The sequence below is a fragment of the Streptomyces sp. NPDC054849 genome (assembly GCF_053610945.1).
Window position 1 is genome coordinate 16118 of record NZ_JBSGZI010000001.1, and the last position, 24926, is coordinate 41043.

Below are 24926 nucleotides of genomic sequence, written 5' to 3' on the forward strand. Positions count from 1 at the left end.
GTGCAAGCCCTGCGGGCCTGACGGCGGAAACAGCCCCCAACGGTCGCCCGACCGTCCCCCGAGGCCGCTGGAACTCTGGGCTGTCCCGGGCTCCCCGGGTCAGGCGCCGTGCCCGCGCTCGATGTGGTCGGCGGAGCCGGACGGCGTGATCACCGACCCGCACCGATCGCGTGGGCGTCCGCGTCCCTGAGCTCGCGCTTGAGGATCTTGCCGGTGGCATTGGTGGGCAGAACCTCGTGGAACTCGACGAGGCGGGGGTATTTGTATCCCGCCATCTCCTTCTTGCACCAGGCGATCAGCTCCTCCTCGGTCAGCGTCGCTCCCGGGGCCAGGACCACGCATGCCTTGATCTCCTCGCCGTGACGGTCGTGAGGCACGCCGATGACGGCCGCCATGCTCACGGAAGGATGGGTGAGCAGTACTTCCTCGATCTCCCGCGGATACACGTTGAAGCCACCGCGGAGGATCATGTCCTTGGCCCGGTCCACGATGTAGAACCATCCGTCGCAGTCGCGGCGGGCCAGGTCACCGGTGCGGAACCAGCCGTTGCGCATCACCTCGGCGGTCGCCTCGGGCCGGTTGTGGTAACCCTTCATGACGTTGTGTCCGCGGACGACGATCTCGCCGATCGCGTCGGCGCCCCGGACCGGGGCCCAGTCCTGGTCGACCAGGTCCACCTCCACGCCCCAGACCGGGCGTCCGATGGAGCCCGGACGCACCTCCTCCCCGCGCGGCGCGAAGGTGGCCGCCGGACTGGTCTCCGAGAGCCCGTACCCCTCCATGATGGTGACCCCGAAGCGCTCCTTGAACCGGCGGTGGATCTCGACCGGCAGTGCGGAGCCTCCCGACCCGGCCATCCGCAGGCTTCCGGCGATCCGCGACAGATCCACTTCGGGCGCCTCTGCTTCGAGGAGGGCCCAGTACATCGTGGGAACACCCGCGAAGAAGGTGACCCCATGATGCTGCATCAGGGACAGGGCGGCCTGGGCGTCGAAGCGTGGCAGCAATACCAGCGTCGCCTGCGAGGCGATGCCGGTGTTCATCTGCACGACCTGGCCGAAGGAATGGAAGAGCGGCAGGGTGATCAGGTGAACATCGTGCTCGACCTCACCGAACAGCTTGTGACAGGTCAGCACGTTGAGCATCACGTTGGAGTGGGTGAGCTCGGCGCCCTTGGGCCGGCCCGTCGTACCGGACGTGTACAGGATGACCGCGGTGTCTCCGGACTCCGTGGCCACCGTCTCGAAGTCCGCACTCCGACCGGCCAGCGCCGCCGTCAGGGTCTCGGCGCCCGCGATCGGGGAGTCCTCGGCGGGGGCGGCGGTCATCAGGAAGAAGTCCCCGCAGCCGGGGGTCTCACCGAAGCCGGACCAGCCCTCCTGCCCCATCGGGAGGTCCGCGCTGCCTTCGAAGCAGAAGTACGCCTTCGCCTCGGAGTCGGCGAGGTGGTAGGCGATCTCGCGGCTCTTGAGGAGCACGTTGAGCGGGACCACCACCGCGCCGGCCTTGAGGATGCCGTAGTAGACGATCGGGAACCAGGGGAGGTTGGGGCAGGACAGTGCGACCTTGTCACCGGGCTGGATGCCGCGCGAGTGCAGCAGATCGGCCACGCGGCGGGCGGCGGCGTCCAGCTCGGCGTAGGTCAGTCGCTGGGCGCCCAGCACGACTGCCGTGCGGTCGGGCACGGTACGGGCACTGTTCTCCAGCAAGGCGGCGAGATTGAGCATGAGGTCTCCGGAGGCGATGTTTCGGCGCGCGGTGCGGGCCTTGCGGATGCGGTGATGCGGTGATGCGGTGGATGCGCGGGGTGCTGAGCGCCGCAGGTCAGCCCCGCAGCGCAGCGGCGAAGAGAGCGGGCAGTCGCGTCAGGCTCGGCGCCGCCGTGAAGCGGGTGAGGCGCTCCACCGTGGTCAGCGCCGTGCGGTGGGTGACGAAGTACGGGGGGCGCGGGGACAGCGACGGGTCACCCGTGACCAGACCACGTGGTGCCGGTGTGAACGGGGCGCGCAGCACGGTCTTCTCGACCTCTTCGAGCATGAACGCGTTGTGCACGAAGCCGATGCCGCTGCCGATGTCCTGACGGGTATGGCCGGGGAAGGCACCCCACGGGGTGAAGCCGAGCAGAAAGCCGACGCCCGACCAGCAGTTGACGCCCAACGTGCCGTAGCGCAGATCGGCGATGGCCGTGCGCACGGCGTCCCGGTGGGCCTTTTCGGTCTTCGGGTGGACGATCAGGGTCGCGCCGAGGGTGCCGGGCAGGGTGTCGTTGGCGAAGTCGACGGCGTGGTGCAGGAATTCGGCCGGGTTCGAGCCGGGCAGGCGTACGGCGCCCAGGGCGCTGCCGAAGACCTCGTCGGTGATGAGGACGTCGTCGTGGTGGTCGCCGATGTCGGGGACGAGCAGCCGGCAGTCGTCGCCGTGCTTCTCCACCTGCGGGTGGGCCTCGCGTACCGCGGCGAGGCGGCCTGCGGCGCCGGGGTAGTAGTCGGTGCGCGGGGGAAGCTCGCCCAGCACTCGGCGGATCTCGTCGAGCAGCCGCTCGGTACCGTCCCAGTCGCGCGGCAGGACCACGATCTGGCTGGCGATGCAGTTGTGGCCGGAGTTGTTCATCTTGCTGGTGACGATGTGCTCGGCCTGGAAGCGGAAGTCGGCTTCGCTCCACGGCCCCGGAGCCACGATGCACGGGCTGACGCCGCCGAGTTCGCTGCTGAAGGGCTTGGCGATCAGCGGGAGGTCGTCGCGGCGGCGCTGGACGGCGTCCTCGTCGGTGCCCCACACGATGGCGTCGTGGGTGCGGTCGCTGCCGGTGACATGGATGGTGTCGACGCCTTCGTGGCGGGCGAGATAGCCGCCCTCGGCCGCGCCGCCGTCGACGAAGCGCACCCAGCCCCGTTCGGCGAACTCGGCGAAGACGTATTCGAAGTGAGGGCGCAGGTAGGCGTTGACCGGGTTCATCTTGGCGATGACGACCTGACCCTCGGCGTACAGCTTGTGCAGAATGTCGAGCGCGGTGATGGCGGCGACGTTGCCTGCGCCGAGTACGAGGGCCAGGGAGGGGTCGCCCGGCCTGCCCCGGTACTCGCCCGCGGCGCGCGCCCGCACCCGCTCCGCCGTGACGCCGGGGCGCATCCACACCTGCGCCCGGAACCCGTTGAGCAGCAGGGCGTCCCAGCCGGTGGCGGGGAAGACGTCCACCCGCGTGCGGCCGTCCTCCTCGTGCACCGACGTCCCGTCCAGCGGGTCCCTGCCTGCGGCGAGCCGTCGAAGGACGTGCAGAAACGCCGCAGCATTCTGGGCCAGGGCCCAGGGTCCGCCGATCCAGTCCTCGGCCGCCCAGCGGGAGTCCGGCCCGTACCCCTTCGCCCGGGCGCCCGCGCCTGCCATCTCGGCCGCACGTGAGATGACGCGCGGCTGCAGCCGCTCCAGGAGGGCGATGCGTTCCGCGAGCGGGGTGGTGGACCAGGACTCGGCCGTGCCGCGTACGTGGGCCACGGTGCGGTCGAGGAAGGAGGTGTCGAGGGCGCTGGTGTTCAACGTCGTCCCTTGCGGAAGGAGGGGAGTGGGAAGGGCGGGAAGGGCGGGTCCCGCTTGGCGCGCTGCGCGAAGAGCGGGCAGGCGCGAGTGGTCACGCGCGAGTGGTCACGCGGACAGCCGCCGGGCGTCGCGGTCCGGGTTGATCAACGTGAGGGCGGCGGCTCCGCTCAGCAGGAGCACAGCGCCCGTGATCAGGACCGCGTGCTGGTAACCCTCCGCACCGCGGGTGTCCACCAAATGCCCGATCAGGGTCGGGGCGATGAGACCGGCGGTGGTCACCACGGCGTTCATGATGCCCAGGGCCCCGCCGCGGCGATCGGGCGGAGCCAGCTCCGTGACCGTGGTCACGGCCACGCTGCTCATCGCTCCGGCGAGCCCGAACCCCGCGACCAGGAGCATGGCGGTCACGACACCGGCCGGGGCCGACGGCAGGGCGAGGCAGGCCGAGCCGCCGATGAGCAGGAGAACGCCGCCGACCCCGCCACGGGCCCACCGGCTCGCGGTCCCGCGGCGCAGCAGCCAACCCGTCAGGCCCGCCTGCCCGAGCACCACGACCCCGCCCAGGCCCCAGACCAGCATCAGCACCTGCGTGGCCCCGGCCGAGGTGTAGCCCAGCGCGTCGTGGAGGTAGGAGGGAAGCCAGACCAGGGCGAAGGCGATGACCCAGTACGTGCCGAAGTAGGCGGCCGTGGCACCGATCCAGGTACGGGTCGCGAGGATTCGCCGGTACGGCGTCTTGGCCGGGACCGAAGCGGGCCTGGCTTCCGCCACCGCCGCCTCATCGTCCAGGTCGCAGAAGCCGGCCGTCGTCGTGGTCCCGGACGCGGCCGCGTAGGGTCCCTCCCCGCCGAAGGGGATCCACAGCAACGCCCACACGACACCGACGAGCGCCACCGCGGCGACGGCCGAGCGCCAGCCGTGGTGCTGGATCACCCATGTCAGGACGGGAGCGGCGACCAGGACGCCCAGGGTGATTCCAAGGACGATCAAGGCTCCGGGCAGGTTCCGCCGGTGATTGGGAAACCAGGACAGGGTGGCCTGCTGGGCGACGGGGAAGGCGGGCCCCTCGGCAGCCCCGAGGAGAACGCGTGAGGTGATGAGCACCGCGAGCCCTCCGCCCACCGCCAGCGGGGCCTGGGAAACGGACCACAGGACGGCCATCGCGAGAAGCAGCCACTTCGGCCGTACGCGGTCGGCGAGCAGCCCGACCGCGGCACCGGAGATCGAGAACAGCAGGAAGAACGCGCTGCTGGCGAGCCCGAAGGCCGATGCCGACAGGCCGAGGTCCTGTCGGATCTCCTCCGCGGCCAGACCGAGCACGGACTTGTCGGCGAAATTGATCATCATGAAGACGACGAGCAGCGCCGTGACGATCCACGCGCGGCGTCTCGTTCTGCTCGGCGCCTTCGGGGGGCCGGCGGGCACAGCGGGTGCGACGTCGGTGTCGGTCACAAGGGCTCCGCGGAGACTGGATGGGGAGGGAGGAGGGGCCGGGAGCTGAGTCAGGAGAGCGGGATGCCGGCGATCGCGATGCGCTCCATGACGCGGCGCTGCGGGAAGTAGTCGCTGATCGCGTAGTGCTGGGTGGCGATGTTGTCCCAGACCGCGACCGAGCCCGGCTGCCAGCGGAAGCGCACCTGGTACTCGGGGATACGGGCCTGCAGGACGAGCTCGTCGAGCAGTTCACGGCTCTCCGGGTCCGGCAGACCGACGATCCGGGTGGTGAAGGGCTCGTTGACGTAGAGCAGCTTGCGGCCGGTCCGCGGGTGGTGGACGACCACCGGGTGCTCGACGGCCGGCAGGTTCTCTCGGTGGGCCGTGACCTGACTCTCCGTCATCAGCGAGCCCCAGCTCGGAACCCAGTCGTGCACGGCGGTGAGCCCCTCGATCCGGGCCTTCATGGACTCGGTGAGGTTGTCGTAGGCCGCCGCCATGTCCGCCCACACGGTGTCGCCGCCGGCGGAAGGGACTTCGACGGCGCGCAGGACGGAGCCGAGCGCCGGCGCGGCCATGAACGAGTGATCGCTGTGCCAGATGTTCTCGGTGCCGATGGCCATGGCGTCCTTGGCCAGGCGGGAGACGCCGACGGTGCTGCCCTTGGGGAAGAAGGGGTTCGGCTCCGGCTCGCCCCACAGTCCGGAGAAGGCGAGCTGGGACTGCGGGTCGAAGGCGTGCTGGTCGCGGAAGAAGAGCACCTTCCACTCCAGCAGGGCCTGCCTGATCTCCTCCGCGACGTCTTCGCCGATCGGGAGCGAGAGGTCGACGCCTTCGACCTCTGCGCCGATGTGCGGAGTGAGCGGGCAGACGTCCAGGAGCAGGTAGTCGGGCTGTTCCGCGCCGGGTGCGATGCGGTCGAGCGTGCGCTTCCCGTAGTGCATCAGCGGCTTGTCGAGCGCGGGAACGGGGGTGGCGACAGGGGTGGTGACGGCGCTGTTCATGAGACCTCCGTAACGAGGGCCAGAAAATCGTTACCGGAAGTATCGTTATTGAGGTGTGGGGAGACAAGGGGCCAGGCAGAACGAAAATGTGAAGCCGGAAGCCGGAAGCCGGAAGCCGGAAGCCGGAAGCCGTCAGTCGCCCGCGCTGACCGCCCGGGCGACGAGATCGACCAGCGCGTCCACGAAGCGGGCGTCGGGCATCTCCTGCTCACCGATGAGCCGGAAGAGCAGGGGTGCAGCCACCAGGGTGGCCGCCGCCCGGACATCGGTGCCCGGGTCCACGTCCCCGCGGGCGATGCCCCGCTCGAGGATGCGCCTCGTCTCGCTCGTGATCCGCTCGGTGTACTCCGCGTACTGGCCTCGGTGTGCGCCCCTCTCGGCTGCCGCGCCGATGAGGCCCGCGATCAGCCGGTCCGAACCCGGCAGGCGGTAGGCCTCCAGGCGGGCGTTGAGCACGAAGCGGATCTCCGCGCGGAAGTCACCCAGGTCGGGCACCGACAGGACGCCGATGCGCGTTTCCGCGGCGGCGATGATCAAATCCTGCTTGGTGGGCCACCGCCGGTAGATGGCGGGCTTGCTCACCCCGGCCCGTGCCACGACGGCGTCCATCGTGACCCCCTCGATGCCCTGCTCGGTGACCAGGTCCACGACCGCCTTGAGTACGGCGCCGGTGACCCGCTCCTCCCGCGGTCGTCCCGGCCCTCGCGTGGCCCCGTCCGGCTGTGTACCCACCATGCGCAGAGCCTACGGTCTCGCGCCGGCTCGGGCGGAACGCGGTGCCTCCGGCTCCGCTGCGCCGTGGAGCAAGGCCTTCGCCCTGTCCGCCAGTTCAAACGACTCGCCGTCCGAGATGCGAACGCAGGGCCGACGCGGAAGTGCTCCCCTCCCGCGCACTCCGATGTCGATCATTGGTTGATCATGGCTGGCTTCGGGATCGGGTTTGAGCCAAGTTGACCCAGAAGGATCGTTTCATTCCCCGCAAACCGGCTTTAATCGCGGGCCGAAGACGGCCACGCGGGGTTGCGGATTGGCCGGGGCGGGCGCACGTTTTGGAGCACCAACGGGGAACGGTTCGGCGTCGGTCCCCCGGCAGCAGCGGATCGTCAGCCCAAGTGCCGTCCCGGAGGGAGAAACCATGTCCCAGGAACTCACGTGCGCGATCCTCGTCCCGTCCCCGATCAAGGGGTGTGACCCGGACGCGCCGGAGACCCGCCGCGGGACCATCTCGCGCTCGTGACAGGGCGTCACCGGCTCGTATCACGCATCCCCACTGTGCAGCACGTTCACTTCCTCGCCCACTGCCCCGCCGGTTCTGCCGGCCCCTGTGACTGCACAGGGCACGCCGGAACCACACGCACCACCGATACGCGCCGAAAGGGAAGCAGGGATCTCATGACAGTGCAGGTCATCAAGCTGCCCATACTGCGGATGCCGTACCCGCTGCAGGTGAATCCGTACCTGCCGGCCCTGCGCGAGGAGAGCGAGACGTGGGCGCGGGAGATGGGCATGCTGGACAGCGGTGAAGCACCGTCGGGCCGCCGGGCGATCTGGACCCTCTCCCAGTTCCACGCCATGGCCGTCGACCAGCTGACCGCCTGGGCCCTTCCCGACGCCTCACTCCCCGACCTCAGGCTCAATCACCGGTTCAACCTCTGGGCTCTGGCCTGGGACGACTACTTCGCCTCCGCCTTCAAACGGACGGGCGACCTCACCGGCGCACAGGCCTTCACCGCGCGCCTCCATGCCTTCCTGCCGCCGGAGCCGGGCGCCCGTTTGCCGGAGCCGGCCAATGCCGTCGAAAGGGGCATGGCCGACCTCCAGCAACGGTTGTTCCCCCCGAGAAGGGCGCACTGGCAGCAGGGGCTCAACCGTGCCCTGGGACGGTACATCGACGCGGGAGTCCAGGAACTGGCCAACAGCCGCGCCGGCCGTGTCCCGGACCTCGTCGAGTATGCCCAGTTCCGCCGTGAAAGCTTTGCCGCCTATACCGCGCCCTACTCGGTCGAACTCTCCACCGGAGCAAGGGTCCCTGAGCGGATCCGTGACAGCCGACCCTTCTGCGCATTGCTGGACGCCTTCATGGACTACATGGGAATGGCGAACGACATCGCCTCCTACCAGCGGGAAGTCCATGACGAACACGACGTCAACAACCTCGTCGTAGTCCTCCAGACCTCCCTGCGCATGACCGTCCAGGAGGCGATGCATGCGGCCGCCGATCTCGTGAGCGCCCGACTGCGCCACTTCGAGCACCTCGTACGGACCGAGCTGCCCCCAGTCGTGCGGCGCGCCGGGTTGAACCACGGCGAACGGCTCGAGCTGGAGGCGTGGCTCCGGGGAGCCTGCAGTTTCCTGTCCGGCCTTCATGCGTGGTACACCGGTGCGCCCCGCTACGCTCCGGCAGATGAGGAGCACATGGTGGGTGCCCGCTGAGGACGGAGGAGACTGCCGAACCGCGCCGTCCGGCAGTCTCCTCGGCTGTGGTGCTCGGCTGTGGTGCTCGGCTCCGAGGCGAGCTGACGAGGCCTACGGCCTCCGCAGGAACCGCCTCACCCGTGCCCACCACGAGGTGCGGGTCTCGACCGGATGCGACGCTTCGCGTGGGGATGCCGGCCATGGGGGCGCCGCGGGAACGCCGCTGCTCGGCGGGGGCGCGGCCGGCAGAGGTGTCAGCACATCATGGGCTTCCGGACTGCGGGACGCGAACTTCACGGGCAGCGCCGTCAGATGCCGGGACCAGGTGGACGAGCGCCAGGTGAGCTCTTCCTCGGGCACCGCCAGACTGACGTCGGGAAGCCGGGTGAGCAGGATGTCGATGCCGGCATCGGCGATGACACGGCCGATGTCCTGGCCGGGGCACTCATGGGCGCCGGCGCTGAACGACAGGTGCGCGCGGTTGTGGTGCACACGGGTCGAGGGGTCCGGGCGGACCGTCTGGTCGACGTTCCCGGCGGCCAGGCCCAGCAGGAGCATGTCGCCGGCCTTGATCTCCTGCCCTCCCAGGGTGGTGTCACCGGTGGCCCAGCGGCCCGGACACACCATCAGCGGGGGCTCGTCCCAGAGCACTTGCTCCACCGCTTCCGGCAGGGTCATCTGTCCGCCGGCCAACGACCCGCGGAACCGCGGGTCGGTGACCACCATGCGCAGCACGTTGGACATGAGATTTGCGGTCGTCTCATAGCCCGCGAGCAGAATGAGGCGCAGGTGGTGCTGCACCTCCTCGTCCGTGAGGCCGGCCGGGTGGGCCATCAGCACGGATGCGATGTCCTGCCCGGGCAGGGCGCGCTTGTCGACGACGAGCTGCTCGAGGGTCTCCAGCACGTAGGCGTTGCTCGCGAGCGACGTTTCGGTGCCCTTGAAGAGGTCCCGGGCGGCGTGCACGAGCTTGGGACCGTACTCGTCCGGCATTCCGAGCAGGTGGGTGAGGACGAGCATGGGCAGGTGCTCGGTGAACTGACCGACCAGCTCCGCATGGCCCGTTTCGCAGAACTCGTCGACCAACTGGTGTGCGAAGCGGGTGATGTGGCGGCGGATTCCGCGTTGGTCGAACTGGTTCAGGCCGGCCGTGACCGCGCCGCGCAGGCGCTGGTGTTCCTCACCGTCCGCACACACGCAGTCGGGGCGCCAGCCGATCATCGGCACCAGCGGCGAGGTGGTGGCGTCGATCTCGCCACTCTTCCAGCCGTGCCAGGTGCGGGGGTCGCGGGAGAACTGGGTGGAGCGGCTGGCCACATCACGGTTCTCGAGGTACCCCAGGACGAGCCAGGCTCGTACGTCCCCGTCGAGCAGGACGGGCGCCACCGGACCGTGGGCGGCACGCAGCTTCTCGTACAGGCCCATGGGGTCGGTCTCGGCAGCGGCGCCCCAGAGCGGAGTCGCTGCGTCGAGTCCCGTGACGGTGTGGGCCGGGCAGCCAGGGGGCGGGGTGAGCCCCGTTTCCGTGGTGGTGTGGTCAGCGGGTGGGACGGTCATACGGACTCCTGAGCGGCGGCGAGGGTGCACAAGTAGCCCATCAGTGCGAGCAGCGCGTCGCGGCTGGACGACCGGTCGCGCGCGTCGCAGGTCACGATGGGCACCGAATCATTGAGTGCCAGAGCAGTGCGCAGGGCTGGTATCGGGTGCTGCGGTGCCTCGGGGAAGGTGTTGACGGCTACGACGAAGGGGACGCGGCGGTCTTCCAGACGCGTGATGATCTCGAAACAGACTTCGATCCTCCGGGTGTCGACGAGGACCACGGCACCGAGCGCGCCTTCGAAGATGCCGTTCCAGAGGAACCAGAAGCGCTCCTGTCCCGGCGTCCCGAAGAGATAGAGGATCAGCTCCTCGTTGATGCTGATGCGGCCGAAGTCCAGAGCGACGGTCGTGGTGTTCTTGCCTTCCGCACCGGGATTGTGATCGATCCCGACGCCGGCCTGCGTCATGGTTTCTTCGGTGGTCAGCGGCGGGATCTCGCTCACCGCCCCGACCATGGTCGTCTTGCCCACCCCGAAGCCGCCGACAATCACGACTTTGACACCTCTGGCGCTGTGCGGCAGCAGCACGGCCGAGCGGCGGGGGCCGCCGACGGCTGCGTCAGAGCCTGCGTAGTCCATGGATCACCGCCTCCAGAAGGCCAAGTTCGGGGACCGCCGCGACAGGAACGGGAGCAATGGCCTCAACTCGTTCGTGGTCCACGAGCTTGGAGAGCAGCACCGTGATGACGCTGAACGGCAGGCTTAAATACGCTGAAATCTCGGCCACCGACAGCGGGTATTGGCACATGGCGAGAATGGCCGCCTGCTCGGGCTGCATACCGGGTTCGGGTGTGGACCTGGATGCGATGAGGGTGACCAGGTTGAAGGCTTTGGCTGAGGAACCCGGCCCACCGGAGATGACGTAAAGCGGCACGGGACTGCCTTCGTCCCATGCACCCTGGTTGGGTGACGTCACATCGCCTGCCCGATGTCATCACGAGGCGGGCTGGTCATGTGCTGACCGATCCGGACCACCAGCGTACGCATGCGGTCGCCCAGCAACCCCGCGTCCACCTCCGCATCGGCCAGCACTGCGAGATAGGCCCCGGGTCCGGCCGCCATGAGGGAGAAGTATCCGCCGTCGACTTCGATCCCCACCATGTGGGTCGAGCCGTTTCCGTGCGGGAACTTCTGGGCGATGGCCTTCGCCAGGCTTTGGATGCCCGAGCAGGCGGCGGCGATCGCGTCAGCGGTGTCGGGCTCCGTGTTCGCTTGACCGATGCACAGGCCGTCTGATGACAACACGACCACGTGGCGCACGTACGGGACGCTGCCCGCGAGCTCCTTGAGCATCCAGTCCATGTTGGGCAGTGGCGGCACGGTTACTCACCCTCGTCTGATGGCTCGCTGGATTGGATGGAAGGGCCCGTAACCGGTCTGTTCTCGCCGCTGAACGCCTCCCACATCAGGCCCGGCTGCCGGGGGCCGCCGGCTGTCCCCGGGGTGGCGGGCGGAGCGGCGGGGGGAGCAGAGGTCGTGCGGACGACCGGGGTCGGGACGGGCGACTCGCGGCGCCGCTGCGGCAGTCCGTTGACGGTTTGTTTGACCTCGACGGAATCTGCTGCGGCATCGCGCGTCATCGTCGGCCTCGGCACGGTCGGTGCGCCCATGGGCCTCGGCGCGAACTGTTGGATTTTCGGGGCAGGCTGCTGAACCGTGGTGATCAGGCGCCGCGGAACGAGCACGACGGCCCGCACTCCTCCGTAGGCGGAGGTGCGCAGATCGACGTCCAGGCCGTTCTCGCGGGCCAGCCTGCTGACGACGGGCAGGCCGAGCTGCGTCGCCTCGCCCAGGTCCGCCAGACCGGTGCCGGACGACGCCTGAGCCATGACCCGGTCGATGCGCTGGCGGACCTCTTCGGTGAGCCCGACCCCGCGGTCCTCGATCTCGATCGCGATACCGGAGGGCACCTCGCTCGCGGTCACCTCGACCGGGGCGTGCGGCGGCGAGAAGGTCGTGGCGTTGTCGAGCAGCTCGGCGAGCAGGTGGATCAGCGGCTCGGCTCCCTGGCCGATCACAGCCACCTCGGTCACCGACTGCAACTTCACGCGGGGATAGTCCACGATGCGTGACATGGCCCCGCGCACGATGTCGTAGAGGGGGATCGCTTTCGACCACTGACGCCCAGGCCGAGCGTCACCCAGTACGGCGATGCTGGCCGCAAGGCGCCCGATCAGGGCATTGCGATGGTCGATGTCCTGCAGACCATGGGAGACCACTACATCCGTACCGTGCAGGATCTGCATGTCGCGCAGGTCCTTGGCGAGTTGATGGACGATGGCCTGGACCCGCCGGGCGATCGCCACCAGTGCCCGCTGGGACGAGTCCCGCGTGCGTTCCTCGGCGTCCACGGCTTCCAGGAGCGTCCGCAGAGCCGTCCGGAGCGCTTCGGCGAACTCGCTGTCGAGATGTTCCCCGAATGCGACGGACTGCAGGATCTCCGACGCGGGCTCACCCTGCTGCAGGCGGGCGACAGCCGCCGGGAGGAGCTCTTCGGCGAGCCATACGGTGGTGGCCCGCTGATCGGACAGGCGCGCGAACAGCGCGGTCTCGCGCTGTGCGTAGTACTGCTGTACCTCGGCGTTCGCCCGCGCGTAGCGGGCCACCTCCGCCGAGCGCACCCGGCGCGTCGTCGCAGCCGAGGTGACGGCCGTCAGGACGACCGCGACGAGGCCGCACCAGGCAACCGGCGTGCGTATCTGCGCGGATACATAGACAAGCGCCACAGCACAGGCCCCAGCCAGAACTCCAGGGGGGATGAGCCATGCCGGAGCCACTCCACGCGGCAGCGCTCCAGCGGTTGAACCTGCACGAAGCATCGAAGGGTTCCTCAACGGTCTGGAATGAGCGGACTGGGCGTGATGCGGTGCGCCGACAAGAACGGTCGCGACTTCGCTCGGCCGGGCAAAGAAGTTCCAATGAGTGCGTCCGACACGGCGGTTCGAGATCGCATCGGTGGTCACGCCTCTCTGCGGCCAGGCTTCGTCCGCGCGCAATACGGCGTTTGACGCGGTGAGTGCAGCGCAACACGCAAGGCGAGCATAGTCAGTTCGGGTTCCTCAGGTGGCCCTGACGGGAACGGAAAGCCACCTTGATCGATCTGAACCCATGGTTGATCGGTTATCGCCGTGACACGTACTGCAGATGCGTGAAATCGACCGCATCCCCCAGCTTGCTGCTCAGGGCTCCCCTCTCAGGCCTCGGTCGTCTCCAGGCCCGTGCGGGCACGGGGATCGCCGGAGCGGCGCCCGTGCGCCGCCCTGTCGGCATGAGTCCCGAAAAACCTGCGTAAAGCCGAACACGCGAATGGTTGCAATCTGCAGAGACCGCCCTTGACCTGCAGTGAGCAGGCAGGGAACAGATATGCGGGAGCTATTTCCTGCTTCGCACCGTGTTCAAGTCCTCCTTCTGACATATGGGCGTTTCTGCCGGCCAGTGGCATGCCGGGGGCTTTCGTCGGCAATCGGCCGGCATCGGCTCATCGGGTTCTTCACGGAGGCACACCAGTCGGCGGTCGCGCATGCTGCCGGCGCAGGGGGCTTGTCGGCGCGCCGTGACGGCCTCCGCCACGTGGAGCCCGATGTCCTTGGCTGCGACAGTCCTTCCGTATATCGCGACATCCTGTACGGAACAGGGGAGGCCTGGACGAGGGTGTGACGGCCCCGGTCAGTCGTCCTTTCCGCCGCTACCGGGCATGTAGGCGACGAGCGCGCCGACGAACACGGCCCAGGCCGCTGCGACGGGTCCGGCAGTTGCCCAGCCGATGATCCCGAGCAGGAGCGCGGTGAGGGCTCCGACAGCGAGGGCCCGTGGGTTGGTGAGGAACTTCCACTGGCTGCGTCCGCTGCCGGGTCGGCGGATTTCGGCGATCGCCGTCCGGATGACGAGGGCAGCCACCACCATGGCGATGGTGAGCAGGGTGATCGCCATGATGCCGTGCCTCCGATGTGGTCAGTTGTGCTGAGCGGCGGGCCGGTCTGCAGCGCCGCGCTGGTAGACGTCGGGGATACCGTCGGCATCCGCGTCGACGTTCTCTTCCTCGTACAGGCGCTTGTATACGGCGTTGCGGCGGCGCAGTAGTACGGCTGCCAGGACTGCGGCGGTGACGGAGGCGATCAGGACGGCTGCCTTGACGTGCTCGCCGACTGCTTGGCCGGGGAAGGCGAGTTCGCCGATGAGGAGGGCCACGGTGAAGCCGATGCCGGCGAGAACGGACAGGCCCAGGACATCGGCCCAGGCCAGATCGGGGTTGAGTTCGGCCTTGGTGCACCGGGCGGCCAGGTAGGTGCCGAGGAAGATCCCGATGACCTTGCCGACGACGAGGCCGACGACGACGCCGAGCGGTTCGGGGCTGGTGAACACCTGGGCCAGGGCGGGACCGGAGATGCCGACGCCGGCGGCGAAAAGGGCGAAGAGGGGGACCGCGACTCCGGCGGAGAAGGGGTGCAGCAGGTGCGAGACGCGAGCGGCGGGGGAGGCCTCCTCGGCCGTGTCGCGGGTGGTGCGCAAGATGAGGCCCATGGCGACGCCCGCGACGGTGGCGTGGACGCCGCCGTTGTACATGAGGGCCCAGATCGCGATGCCGAGGGGCGCGTACCACCACCAGCCGCGGACGCGGAGTCGCTGGAGGAGGGAGAAGAGGGCGAGCCCGGCGAAGGCTCCGCCGAGGGCCCAGGGGTTCAGGTCGCTGGTGAAGAAGAGCGCGATGATGAGGATGGCGCCGAGGTCGTCGACCACGGCGAGGGTGAGGAGGAAGGCGCGCAGCGCGGCGGGCAGGTGTGTGGAGATGACGGCGAGGACGCCCAGCGCGAAGGCGATGTCGGTGGCCATGGGGACGGCCCAGCCGTCGAGACTGCCGCCGCCGAGGCCTGCGGTGAGCGCGTACAGGGCGGCCGGTACCGCCATGCCGCACACTGCCGCGATGACCGGCAGGGCGGCGGTGGCGGGAGTGCGCAGCTCGCCGACGACGAGTTCCCGCTTCAGCTCGATGCCGGCGACGAGGAAGAAGACGGCAAGGAGGCCGTCGGCGGTCCAGTGCCCGACCGAGAGGTCCAGTCCGAGGGCGGGTATGCCGAAGTGGAAGTCGCGTACCGCCTCGTAGGCGCCGCTGAACGGAGTGTTGGCCCAGATCAGAGCGATCACGGCGGCGGCGAGGAGAACCAGCCCACCGACGGTTTCGGTCCGCAGCGCGGAGGCGATGGCCTGCCGCTCGGGCCACGGCATGAGGCCGAAGACGATGCGCGGGCGCTGGTTGCTCATGTCGGTGGCTTTCCGGGGCGTCGACTGAAAATGGGCATACGGCCCCTCGAACGCCGACCAGACTTCCCGGCACACCGCGCGTCCCAAGCGGCTCGACCGCCTCGTTGACGCGTTCCTTACACCCTATGGGAGATGTCCGGATCTCGCTAGAGGGCTCCTCACCTGCAAGAACGCATGCGAGCAGGCTCGTACACACCAAGGCGCGAGGTGTGTACGAGCCCGCTCAGGAGCCGCGCCGCGGGGCGGTCAGACGGTCGTCTTCACCAGGTTCGGTAACCCCATCGTCATCCGGGCCTGAGCTTCTGCTCAGCGTGTGCGGAGGGTGTCCACGTGACCGTCCGTGCACTGGCACCGGCCCGTGCCGGCGGTCAGCGAGTTCCGCCGATAGCCTGTGGACGGCCCTGGCAAGGCGTAGGTGCGGCGGCGGCCTCGCCGTCCGGGAGGACTCCATGAAGGTCGACGTACTGGCCGAAGCCGTGATCGCCGCCCCGTGCGGCCGCATCGCCGCCTACGCGGCCGACCCCACGAACGCATCCGAGTGGTACGCCGACATCACATCCGTCGACTGGCTGCCCCAGCCCCCGGTAGCGGTCGGTTCCAAGGTCGCGTTCGTCGCCCGCTTCCTCGGCAGGCGGCTGGCCTACACGTACGAGATCACCGCGTACGAGCCCGGGCCCCGGATGGTGATGCGTGCGGCGCAAGGTCCGTTCCCCATGGAGACGACCTACACCTGGGAGCCGTACGGGGAGGACGCGGACCGCACGCGCATGACCCTCCGCAACCGGGGAGAGCCCAGCGGGTTCGCCTCGATCGGCGCCGCCGTGATGGCGGCGGCCATGCGGCGTGCACAGCGGAAGGACTTGGCGGCCCTCAAGGCGCTCTTGGAGGCGCGCTGAGGACGGGCCTCATTCAGGGGGAAGCGTGGCGGCGAAGGCTGTGGCCGTCGTGATCCAGTGGTCCAGCACGGCATCCTCCGCAAGGGCGGGGCCGCTCACCGTCACCCAGCCCCGCATCGGGCGGCCTGTGAAGTCCATGGGACGCGCCTCGGCGCGGGCGAGGGCCTGCTCGGTTCCCTCCGGGCCCACGCGGGCGATCAGCTCGTCGCCGGTCACGCCCACCGTCATATTGCCGTGCAGCAGGAAGGTGAGGCCGCCGAACATCCGCTTCTCGGTGAGGCCGGGCCGCTCACCGAGCCGCTCGCGGATCCGCTGGGCCAGCCCTTCGTCGTACGTCACGGATTCACTGTCCTGCGCCGAGCGGTCGCCCGCACGCCGGGCCCGTCGCCGAAGTCAGTGCTGTCCGGAGAAGGGTGCTGTCCGGAGGTCGACACCGGCCCGCCGGAAGAGGGCCGGGGCATGGCGCGTCTCTTGTGACCCATGTCACATGCGATTCCTGTCAGCAATCGGGGCGCTGTTCCGCTCAAGTCACCGAGAGCCAAGCGAACCGACAGGAGCATCACATGAAGCACCGCATCGTCGTCCTCGGCGCCGGCTATGCCGGGGCCTACGTGGCCGGGACGCTGGCCCGCCGGCTTTCCCCGGTGGACACCGAGATCACCGTGGTCAACGCCGAGCCGGACTTCGTCCAGCGGCTGCGGCTGCACCAGCTCGCGGCCGGCCAGGAGATCGAGGCTCCGAAGCTCGCCGACGTCTTCGCAGGCACGGGGATACGGCTGCGCCTGGCCCGTGTCACCTCCGTCGACCCCGAGCGCCAGGTCGTCGAGATGATCGACGCCCCCCTGGGCGGCGGCGGTGAGCTCGGGTACGACACGCTTCTCTACGCGCTCGGCAGCCACGTCGCCGACCACGGCGTCCCCGGAGTCGCCGAGCACGCCTTCCACGTCACCAGCCGTCCGGCGGCGCTGCGCCTTCGCGAGCGCCTGGACGGTCTGAGCGGGCGGGACGAAGGTGGCAGTGTGCTGGTCGTCGGCGACGGGTTGACCGGCCTCGAGACCGCCACCGAGATCGCCGAATCCCGGCCCGGCCTGTCGGTGGCGCTGGTCGCCCGCGGAGAATTGGGCGCCCCACTCTCAGCCGGAGCCCGCGGTCACCTGCGCCGGGCCTGCGACCGGCTGGGCATCACCGTTCTGGAGCACACCGGCGTCGAAGCCGTCGAAGCGGCGCGGGTGCTGTGCGCCGACGGCACCGCCCTGGCGTCGGACGCGACCGTGTGGACGGCCGGGTTCGCGGTCGCCCCCATCGCCGCCGCAAGCGGGCTTGAGGTCACCGCGGACGGCCGGATCGTGGTCGATCGCACCATGCGGTCGCTCTCGCACCCGAACGTCTACGCCGTCGGCGACAGCGCCCACGCCATCGGTGACAACGGCCGACCGCTGCCGATGTCCTGCGCTTCGGCCGGTTTCACCGGCATGCAGGCCACGGCCGCGATCGTGGGACGCCTGACCGGCGGCAAGATCCCGAACACCAGGCTGGAGTACGTGGGCAACCACATCAGCCTCGGGCGGCGGGACGGCGTCCTGCAGATGGTCGACGGCGAAGGGCAGGCGAAGCGGAAGTACATGGGCGGCCGGAAGGCCGCGCGGATCAAGGCGGGCATCCTCAAGATGTCACTGTGGACCACCTCGCACCCGACCTTCGGCCTGCCCAAGCGCAAGCGCCACCTTGCCGCCGCGCAGGATGGGGCCGCCACAAAGGCGGCCGCGCAACCCGCCTAGGGTGATTCGCGTGGACAGCACCGCCATTGATCGCTTCGACACCAGTCGGTTCGAGGCCGGCCGCAACCGGCTGGCCTCGCTGGCGTACCGACTGCTGGGCTCCGCCGCCGACGCCGAAGACGTCGTGCAGGATGCGTTCTTGCACTGGCAGGCCGTCGACCGGAAGCGGATCAAGGTGCCGGAGGCATGGCTGACCAAGGTCGTCACCAACCTGTGCCTCGACCGGCTCCGCTCGGCACAAGCCCGCCACGAGCGCACCGTTGGCGCCTGGCTGCCCGAACTTCTCCTCGACGGAGACCCGATGCTCGGCCCGGCCGACACGTTCGAGCAGCGCGAATCAGTCTCCCTGGCCGTGCTGACTCTCATGGAACGTCTGTCACCCGTCGAGCGGGCCGTCTACATCCTGCGCGAGGCCTTCTCCTACAGCCATGCCGAAATCGCCGAGATCCTCGACATCACCGAGTCCGCAAGCCAGCAGCACCTCCACCGCGCCCGGCACCGCATCACCGCCGCACGCCGCAGCGGCGGCGAACTCGACCCGGCATCCGCGCGCAGGATCGTCGAGGAGTTCCTGACCGCTGCCACCTCGGGCCGCACCGAACGGCTGGTGGCGCTGCTCACCGACGACGTGATCGCGATCTCCGACGGTGCCGGCCTGGCCGCGAAGCTGCTGCGGTACGAGACTCCGCAGCGCGTCGCCGCCGTCATGCGGGGCGGCTTCAAGGCCACGCCGGCGAAACGGCGACGCGCCGGCGGCGCGCCCGCCATCCACTACGCGGTCGTCAACGGCGCCCCCGCCATCCTCTTCGTCGTCGGCGACCAGGTCCTGGGCGCTGTGGCGTTCGATGTCACCGAAGACAAGATCGCAACCCTGCGCGGCATCGCCGCCCCCACCCGCCTCGCCCGCCTCACCGAAGCCTGGCGTCAGCACGAACCGGATGCGCCGCTCATCGCCGAGTGGTGACCCGACGCCGGCCGGGGCGAGGCGCAGCACCCGGCGCTGTGATGATCCGTTCCCCGATTTCCCAAGCCGGGCGGCGTTCAAGCCGGGTGAGGATGCCGCGACGCCGTGGCCGGGGCCTCGGCCGCCCTCACCCTGGCTCGCCCCCGGACCGAGTCGGTGCTGGTCCGTGGGGGCCCAGCGGACCGGTCACCGTGACGGCGGATGGTTGTAGGGTGCCGGAGGTAGCCCTTGACCCGCGAAGAGTGGGCAGGGAGCAGACATATCGGGAGTTGTCTCATGCTTCGTACCATGTTCAAGTCCAAGATCCACCGGGCCACCGTGACCCAGGCCGACCTGCACTACGTCGGCTCCGTCACCGTCGACGCCGATCTGCTGGACGCGGCGGATCTGCTGCCCGGGGAGCTCGTCCACATCGTGGACATCACCAACGGGGCGCGGCTGGAGACCTACGTCATCGAGGGGGCGCGCGGGTCCGGGGTCATCGGGATCAACGGCGCCGCCGCGCATCTGGTGCACCCCGGGGACCTGGTCATCCTCATCAGCTACGCCCAGGTCGAGGACGCCGAGGCCCGGGTGCTGAAGCCCCGCGTCGTGCACGTCGACGGAGACAACCGGATCGTCGAACTGGGTGCGGATCCCTCCGCCCCGGTGCCGGGTACGGATCAGGAGCGCAGCCCCCACGCCGTGGCCGGCTGAGGGGGGACGGGAATCATGCCGCGGAGCCAGAGCGCGCCGGTCGAGTTCCAGGACGAGCGGAAGGCGGGGCGGCTGCTCGCCGTCGAGGACGGGGTGGCGGTCGGACACATCGCCTACTTCGTGCTCGTCGAGGCGCCCCACGCCTTGGTGGCGGTGCACACCGTCGTCGAGCAGGGGCACGAGGGCCGCGGGATCGCAGGGAGCCTGGTGGAGACCTTCTACGGGATCGCCGCCGCCGAGGGGGTGCCCGTGGTGCCGCTCTGCCCGTACGCGGCGAGCTGGGCGGCCCGGCACCCCGAGCGGGCGCCCGCGGCGCCGGCCGGGGCCGTGGCCGCGGCGAAGGCGCAGCTGGCCTCCGACTCCACCCTGCGGTGACCGCGCCGGGGCTGCTGCTGCTGCACACCTCGCCCGTGCACGTGCCGGTCTTCGACGCACTGCGCGACCGGCATCACCCGGGGGCGGTGCTGCGTCACCTGGTGGTGCCGGAACTCCTGGAGCGGGCCCGCGCCGAAGGGCCCGAGGCGGTGGCCCCGGACCTGTTGGGGCTGCTCGCCGAGGCCGGGCCGGCGCCCGCGCTGGTCACCTGCTCGACCATCGGGGCGACCGCGGAGTCCCTGGCTTCGGCGCTCGGCGCCCCCGTACTGCGGGTGGACCGGCCGATGGCCGCCGCGGCGGTGCGTACCGGCGCCGCGGCCGGCGGACGGATCGCCGTGCTGGCCGCCCTGGAGTCGACGCTCGCCCCGACCGCGGAGCTGCTGGCCGAGGAGGCGGGGGAGCGGCCCGTGTCGATCCGTACGCACCTGGTCGCCGGGGCCTGGGAGTGCTTCGAGGCGGGGGACGGCGCCGGCTGCCTCGCCCGTGTGGCCGCGGCCGCCGACGCCGTCGCCGACGCGGACGTCATCGTGCTGGCCCAGGTCTCCATGGCCGGCGCCGCGGAACTCGTCACGACCCGGATCCCCGTGCTGGCCAGCCCCGCCTCGGGCCTGGCCGCCGGTCTCGCGTCGGCGGCCGCGACCGGCTCATAGCGTGCCGCACCGGGCGTAGCCGGTGCAATCGCGGGAAAGTGCCCTACATGGTGCGAAAACTTGAAGACACGCAGCCGCCGGTCCCCGAGCCCGATCCGACTCCGGCGCCCGACCCGTTCCCCGACCCGGCGCCCATCCCGCGCCCGGTGCCGCCCGTGCCCGGCCCCGTCCCGGAACCGGACCCGGTACCGCCGCCGCCGGGGCCCGCGCCGATTCCGCAGCCCGGGCCCTGGAGCTGAGCCGCGTCAGTCGGTCCGGACCTCGGAGCGGTCGCCGCTCCAGAGGGTGTGGAACGAGCCCTCGCGGTCGGTCCGCCGGTAGGTGTGCGCCCCGAAGAAGTCCCGCTGCCCTTGGGTGAGGGCGGCGGGAAGCCGCTGCGTGCGCAGCGCGTCGTAGTACGCCAGAGAGGCCGCGAAGGCGGGTACGGGGATGCCCTGGCGCACCGCCGTCACGAGCACGGACCGCCAGTCCTCCTGCGCCGCCCCGATCTCCTCGGCGAAGTGCGCGTCCGCCAAGAGGCTCGGCAGGTCCGGCCGGGCGTCGTAAGCCGACCGGATCCGGTCGAGGAACGCGGCCCGGATGATGCAGCCGCCGCGCCAGAGCGCGGCCACCGCACCCAGGTCCACGTCCCAGCCGTACTCCTCGCTGCCGGCCCGGATCTGGTGGAAGCCCTGGGTGTACGAGACGATCTTCGACGCGTACAGCGCCTGCTCCACCTGGGCGGCGAAGGCCTCCGCCGCATCCGGCGAGAGCGCGGCGGCGGCCGGGCCCGCGAGCCCGCGAGCGGCCGTGCGAAGGTCCGCGTGGCCGGAGACCGCGCGGGCGAAGACGGCCTCGGCGATTCCCGACACCGGCACCCCCAGGTCCAGGGCGATCTGCACGGTCCAGCGGCCGGTGCCCTTCTGCTCGGCGGCGTCGGCCACGACGTCCACGTACGGGCGGCCGGTCGCGGCGTCCGTGTGCGCGAGCACCTCCGCCGTGATCTCGATCAGGTACGAGTCCAGGCGCCCCCGGTTCCAGCCCCGGAAGGTCTCCGCGATCTTCTCAGGGGAGTAGCCCGCCACCTCGCGCAGCAGGTGGTAGGCCTCGGCGATGAGCTGCATGTCGGCGTACTCGATGCCGTTGTGCACCATCTTGACGAAGTGCCCGGCGCCGTCGGGGCCCACGTGTGAGGTGCACGGCGTGCCGTCGGCGGCCTTCGCGGAGATCTTCTCCAGCAGCGGGCCGAGGGACTCGTACGACTCCGTCGAGCCGCCGGGCATGATGCTCGGGCCGAGCAGTGCGCCCTCCTCGCCGCCGGAGATGCCCACGCCCACGAAGTGGATTCCCCGCTCGCGCAGTTCCCGCTCGCGGCGCCGGGTGTCCTCGAAGTGCGCGTTGCCGCCGTCGATGATGACGTCGCCCTCCTCCAGGAGCGGGGCGAACTCGCGGATCACCGCGTCGGTCGGCTCCCCGGCCTTCACCATGATGACGAGGCGGCGGGGGCGCTCCAGCGCGTCGACGAACTCCTTCGCCGACCCGGCCGCCACGAAGGCGCCCTCGTGACCGAATTCCTCCACCAGTGCCGTGGTCTTCGCGGCGGTGCGGTTGTGGACGGCCACGGTGAATCCGTTGCGGGCGAAGTTGCGGGCGAGGTTGCTGCCCATGACTGCGAGTCCGGTGACGCCGATCTGGGCTGTGCTGGTGCTCATCGTTGCGCTCCTGCGTGCTTCGGTGTGCCTCGGTATGCCGGAAGCACCGACGCTACCCCGACGCGGGCCCGTACGGATCTCCGCTCCGCCGAGGCTCCGTCAAGTTCCCCTGGCATGCGCCCCGTTGCACCCCTTGTCATGCTCTGGTCGTGCCGTTAAGTTGTGCGGTTCCTGATGTCTTCGATGGGGGCTCCCATGGGTGTACGGGGCCGGCACCGCCGGTATCAGCCGAGCAGCATCAACCGGGCCTCGCTGGCCGTCACCGCCGGAGGCGCCGGGATCGCGCTCCCGTTCATCGGCGCCGGGGTCGCCGACGCCGCCTCCGTGGACACCTGGAACAAGGTCGCCGCCTGCGAGTCGACCAACAACTGGCGCATCAACACCGGCAACGGGTACTACGGCGGCCTGCAGTTCAGCCAGAGCACCTGGCGGGCCTTCGGCGGCACCGCCTACGCCCCGCGCGCCGACCTGGCCACCAGGGACCAGCAGATAGCGGTCGCGGAGAAGGTCCTCAAGGGCCAGGGGCCCGGAGCCTGGCCGCACTGCGGGAAGCAGGCCGGACTCACCCGCAGCGGTCCGGCGCCGGCCGTCACCCCGCAGAACACGGCGCAGCCCGCGGGACAGCCGTCCAAGGCGCAGACGCAGCCCCGGACGCAGACACAGCCCAGGGCGCAGGCACAGCCGCCGGCGCAGGTGGTGAAGACGGCTCCGGCGACGCAGGGCTCGGCGCCCCGCCCGACCGGGACCTCCGTCCTGCCGAACCCGTACGTCGTCGCGCCCGGCGACTCGCTCTCCGCGATCGCCACCGAGCAGCAGGTCGACGGCGGCTGGCAGGCGCTGTACGAGACCAACCGGGCGACCGTGGGAGGCAACCCGAACCTGATCTTCCCGGGCCAGCGGCTCACTCTGCGGGTCACCGCCGCCCCCGCGGCACCGCCGCCGCCCGCGCAGAATCCCGAGAAGCCGCCGCGCACCGCGGACCCGGTGAAGCCCGTGGAGCCCGCGGCCGAGAAGCCCGTGGAGAAGCCCGCCGGGAAGCCGGCGCCGAAACAGGAGAAGCCGCGGGAGAAGCCCGCCCAGAAGCCCGCCGAGCAGCCCGCGCCGCAGCCCGCCTCAGCGCAGCAGAAGCCGGGCGCGGGCGGATTCTCCGCTCCGGTCGACGCCGGCCTCGGCACCGCGTACCGCGTCTCGGGTTCCTCCTGGTCCAGCGGCTACCACACGGGCGTCGACTTCCCGGTGGCGACCGGCACCGCCGTCAAGTCCGTCGGACCCGGCCAGGTCGTCTCCGCCGGCTGGGCGGGGGCCTACGGCTACCAGATCGTCATCCGGCACACCGACGGCCGGTACTCCCAGTACGCCCACCTCTCGGCCCTGGGCGTCAAGGCCGGCCAGCAGGTCTCGGGAGGCCAGCGGATCGGCCGTTCCGGCTCGACCGGCAACAGCACCGGTCCGCACCTCCACTTCGAGATGCGCTCGGGCCCCGGTTACGGCTCCGACATCGATCCCCTCAAGTACCTCCGGAGTCACGGGGTGCGCATCTGACCCGCGCACGTGCGGCGGCACGGCGGTGAGCAGGATCAGGCCGGCCGCCGCCAGCATGGCGCTGGCCACCGCCGCCGTCGTGCCCGCCGCCCCGTACCGGAAGCCCTCGTCGAACAGCGAGATGCCGACCGTCGCCGCGACCACCGGATTGATCACCGTCACGGTGGCCAGCGGCGCGGTCAGCCCCGCGCCCCGGTAGGCCGCCTGCGACAGCAGCAGCCCGCCGGACGCCAGCACGGCGATCGCCGCCAGGTCGGGCCACAAGCCGTCCAGTGCGCCCGGACCGAAGTCCTCGGCCACCGACTTGGTGAACACCGAGGCCATGCCGAAGGCCGTACCGGCCGCAGCGGCCAGCAGCACGCTGTGCAGCACCGCCCGGTGCATCCGGTGCGCCGCCAGGAACAGCACCGCCACCGCCGCCGCGGTCACGGTCAGCAGCAGGCTCCGTTCGCCGCCGGCCAGCGACTGCTCCGCCCGCCCGTCACCGCCCGTCAGCGCCAGCAGTCCGGCGAGCCCGACCGTGGCCAGCACCGCGCCGCGCCAGGCCGCCGCGCCCGCCCGGCGCCGTACGAAGACGGCGGCCATCGGCAGGGCGAAGACGATGGTGAGCGCGCCGAGCGGCTGGACCAGGCTCAGCGGTCCGTACGCGAGTGCCACGACGTGCAGCAGCGCACCGAGGCCGTTCAGCCCCACCGCCACCCACCAGCCGCCCCGTCGCAGCGGTGCGTAGGGCCGGTCCGGCGTGCTCGCCGCGACCCGTTCCTGCACGATCGCGCCACCCGCGTACGCCAGGGCGGACACGAGGCACAGCAGGACCGACAGCGCCAGTGCACTCATAAGCTCCACAATGCCCGACCCCCCTGCGCTATTCCTCCGCCCACAGGTGGTGATCAGTCATACTCCGGACGTAGTACGGGAGTACGCAGCGTGCTCCCTCCGGCTGCGCAGAGCGACCGCAGCCGTACCGCAGCGTCACTGTTTCACCCCGTACGGCGACGGCGTGCTCGCAGTGTGTGAGGGGCGCGAAGCGGGTTTGGCTCCCGGTGCGTGCGATCCGTACAGTTCCCCTTTTGAGGACTTCCGCAGCAGG

At 70.4% G+C, this 24926-nt stretch carries 22 protein-coding genes and 1 pseudogene; 8 read left to right on the forward strand and 15 right to left on the reverse strand.

Annotated features, from left to right (window positions below; genetic code table 11):
• Positions 1-149: 149 nt before the first annotated feature.
• The 5 genes from ACWGIF_RS00075 to ACWGIF_RS00095 all read right to left on the reverse strand — a co-directional run bounded on the left by ACWGIF_RS00075 (position 150) and on the right by ACWGIF_RS00095 (position 6707).
• Positions 150-1727 (reverse strand): long-chain-fatty-acid--CoA ligase, encoded by a 1578-nt coding sequence (locus ACWGIF_RS00075; protein WP_453488525.1) that lies wholly within the window; start codon positions 1725-1727, stop codon positions 150-152.
• A 97-nt stretch (positions 1728-1824) separates the two neighbouring features.
• Positions 1825-3534, reverse strand: a complete 1710-nt coding sequence (locus ACWGIF_RS00080; protein WP_453488527.1) for an aldehyde dehydrogenase family protein — start codon at positions 3532-3534, stop codon at positions 1825-1827.
• A 105-nt stretch (positions 3535-3639) separates the two neighbouring features.
• On the reverse strand, positions 3640-4986 hold the full coding sequence (locus ACWGIF_RS00085; RefSeq protein WP_453488530.1) for an MFS transporter: 1347 nt from the start codon (positions 4984-4986) through the stop codon (positions 3640-3642).
• Between the two features lie 50 nt (positions 4987-5036).
• On the reverse strand, positions 5037-5972 hold the full coding sequence (locus ACWGIF_RS00090) for a TauD/TfdA dioxygenase family protein (RefSeq protein ID WP_453488533.1): 936 nt from the start codon (positions 5970-5972) through the stop codon (positions 5037-5039).
• 132 nt (positions 5973-6104) lie between these two features.
• On the reverse strand, positions 6105-6707 hold the full coding sequence (locus ACWGIF_RS00095; RefSeq protein ID WP_453488535.1) for a TetR/AcrR family transcriptional regulator: 603 nt from the start codon (positions 6705-6707) through the stop codon (positions 6105-6107).
• 657 nt (positions 6708-7364) lie between these two features.
• On the opposite strand from ACWGIF_RS00095, the gene ACWGIF_RS00100 reads away from it, so the two are divergent.
• Positions 7365-8405 (forward strand): terpene synthase family protein, encoded by a 1041-nt coding sequence (locus tag ACWGIF_RS00100; RefSeq protein ID WP_453488537.1) that lies wholly within the window; start codon positions 7365-7367, stop codon positions 8403-8405.
• A 93-nt stretch (positions 8406-8498) separates the two neighbouring features.
• Here ACWGIF_RS00100 and ACWGIF_RS00105 read toward each other — a convergent pair whose 3' ends face one another.
• The 7 genes from ACWGIF_RS00105 to nhaA all read right to left on the reverse strand — a co-directional run bounded on the left by ACWGIF_RS00105 (position 8499) and on the right by nhaA (position 15244).
• Positions 8499-9944 (reverse strand): cytochrome P450, encoded by a 1446-nt coding sequence (locus ACWGIF_RS00105; RefSeq protein WP_453488540.1) that lies wholly within the window; start codon positions 9942-9944, stop codon positions 8499-8501.
• On the reverse strand, positions 9941-10564 hold the full coding sequence (locus ACWGIF_RS00110) for a GTP-binding protein (protein ID WP_453488542.1): 624 nt from the start codon (positions 10562-10564) through the stop codon (positions 9941-9943). The genes ACWGIF_RS00105 and ACWGIF_RS00110 overlap by 4 nt, the downstream gene beginning before the upstream one ends.
• Complete coding sequence (locus ACWGIF_RS00115; RefSeq protein ID WP_453488545.1) at positions 10545-10901, reverse strand: DUF742 domain-containing protein; 357 nt, start codon at positions 10899-10901, stop codon at positions 10545-10547. Before ACWGIF_RS00115 ends, ACWGIF_RS00110 begins: the two co-directional genes overlap by 20 nt.
• On the reverse strand, positions 10898-11287 hold the full coding sequence (locus ACWGIF_RS00120; RefSeq protein WP_453488548.1) for a roadblock/LC7 domain-containing protein: 390 nt from the start codon (positions 11285-11287) through the stop codon (positions 10898-10900). Before ACWGIF_RS00120 ends, ACWGIF_RS00115 begins: the two co-directional genes overlap by 4 nt.
• A 20-nt stretch (positions 11288-11307) precedes the next feature.
• The gene (locus ACWGIF_RS00125) at positions 11308-12948 is read right to left on the reverse strand and encodes a sensor histidine kinase (RefSeq protein ID WP_453488551.1); all 1641 of its coding nucleotides are present in this window, start codon (positions 12946-12948) and stop codon (positions 11308-11310) included.
• Positions 12949-13651: 703 nt separating this feature from the next.
• A complete protein-coding gene (locus ACWGIF_RS00130) occupies positions 13652-13915 on the reverse strand; it encodes a hypothetical protein (protein WP_453488553.1) in 264 nt (87 codons plus the stop codon).
• Between the two features lie 21 nt (positions 13916-13936).
• On the reverse strand, positions 13937-15244 hold the full coding sequence (nhaA, locus tag ACWGIF_RS00135; RefSeq protein ID WP_453488556.1) for a Na+/H+ antiporter NhaA: 1308 nt from the start codon (positions 15242-15244) through the stop codon (positions 13937-13939).
• 449 nt (positions 15245-15693) lie between these two features.
• On the opposite strand from nhaA, the gene ACWGIF_RS00140 reads away from it, so the two are divergent.
• Positions 15694-16140 carry an SRPBCC family protein gene (locus ACWGIF_RS00140; RefSeq protein WP_453488559.1) on the forward strand — a complete coding sequence of 149 codons (447 nt, stop codon included), beginning with the start codon at positions 15694-15696 and terminating at the stop codon, positions 16138-16140.
• 9 nt (positions 16141-16149) lie between these two features.
• Here the strand turns inward: ACWGIF_RS00140 and ACWGIF_RS00145 are convergent, their stop codons facing one another.
• Complete coding sequence (locus tag ACWGIF_RS00145; RefSeq protein ID WP_453488562.1) at positions 16150-16479, reverse strand: TfoX/Sxy family protein; 330 nt, start codon at positions 16477-16479, stop codon at positions 16150-16152.
• A gap of 224 nt (positions 16480-16703) precedes the next feature.
• Here ACWGIF_RS00145 and ACWGIF_RS00150 point away from each other — a divergent pair, with 224 nt between their 5' ends.
• The 5 genes from ACWGIF_RS00150 to ACWGIF_RS00170 all read left to right on the forward strand — a co-directional run bounded on the left by ACWGIF_RS00150 (position 16704) and on the right by ACWGIF_RS00170 (position 20603).
• Positions 16704-17918, forward strand: coding sequence for an NAD(P)/FAD-dependent oxidoreductase (locus ACWGIF_RS00150; RefSeq protein WP_453488565.1), 1215 nt, complete (start codon positions 16704-16706; stop codon positions 17916-17918).
• 10 nt (positions 17919-17928) lie between these two features.
• Complete coding sequence (locus ACWGIF_RS00155; protein ID WP_453488567.1) at positions 17929-18882, forward strand: sigma-70 family RNA polymerase sigma factor; 954 nt, start codon at positions 17929-17931, stop codon at positions 18880-18882.
• Between the two features lie 276 nt (positions 18883-19158).
• Positions 19159-19578, forward strand: coding sequence for an aspartate 1-decarboxylase (panD, locus tag ACWGIF_RS00160; RefSeq protein WP_453488570.1), 420 nt, complete (start codon positions 19159-19161; stop codon positions 19576-19578).
• A gap of 15 nt (positions 19579-19593) precedes the next feature.
• A complete protein-coding gene (locus ACWGIF_RS00165) occupies positions 19594-19953 on the forward strand; it encodes a GNAT family N-acetyltransferase (protein WP_453488573.1) in 360 nt (119 codons plus the stop codon).
• A complete protein-coding gene (locus ACWGIF_RS00170) occupies positions 19950-20603 on the forward strand; it encodes an arylsulfatase (protein ID WP_453488576.1) in 654 nt (217 codons plus the stop codon). The genes ACWGIF_RS00165 and ACWGIF_RS00170 overlap by 4 nt, the downstream gene beginning before the upstream one ends.
• A gap of 245 nt (positions 20604-20848) precedes the next feature.
• On the opposite strand, the gene gndA is transcribed toward ACWGIF_RS00170, so the two are convergent.
• Positions 20849-22294, reverse strand: coding sequence for an NADP-dependent phosphogluconate dehydrogenase (gene gndA / locus ACWGIF_RS00175; protein WP_453488579.1), 1446 nt, complete (start codon positions 22292-22294; stop codon positions 20849-20851).
• 195 nt (positions 22295-22489) lie between these two features.
• Between gndA and ACWGIF_RS00180 the strand changes: the two genes are divergently transcribed.
• On the forward strand, positions 22490-23836 hold the full coding sequence (locus ACWGIF_RS00180) for a transglycosylase family protein (RefSeq protein WP_453488582.1): 1347 nt from the start codon (positions 22490-22492) through the stop codon (positions 23834-23836).
• Positions 23837-23938: 102 nt separating this feature from the next.
• Here the strand turns inward: ACWGIF_RS00180 and ACWGIF_RS00185 are convergent.
• Positions 23939-24673: pseudogene (locus ACWGIF_RS00185) on the reverse strand (DMT family transporter); the annotation flags it as partial.
• Between the last annotated feature and the right edge of the window lie 253 nt (positions 24674-24926).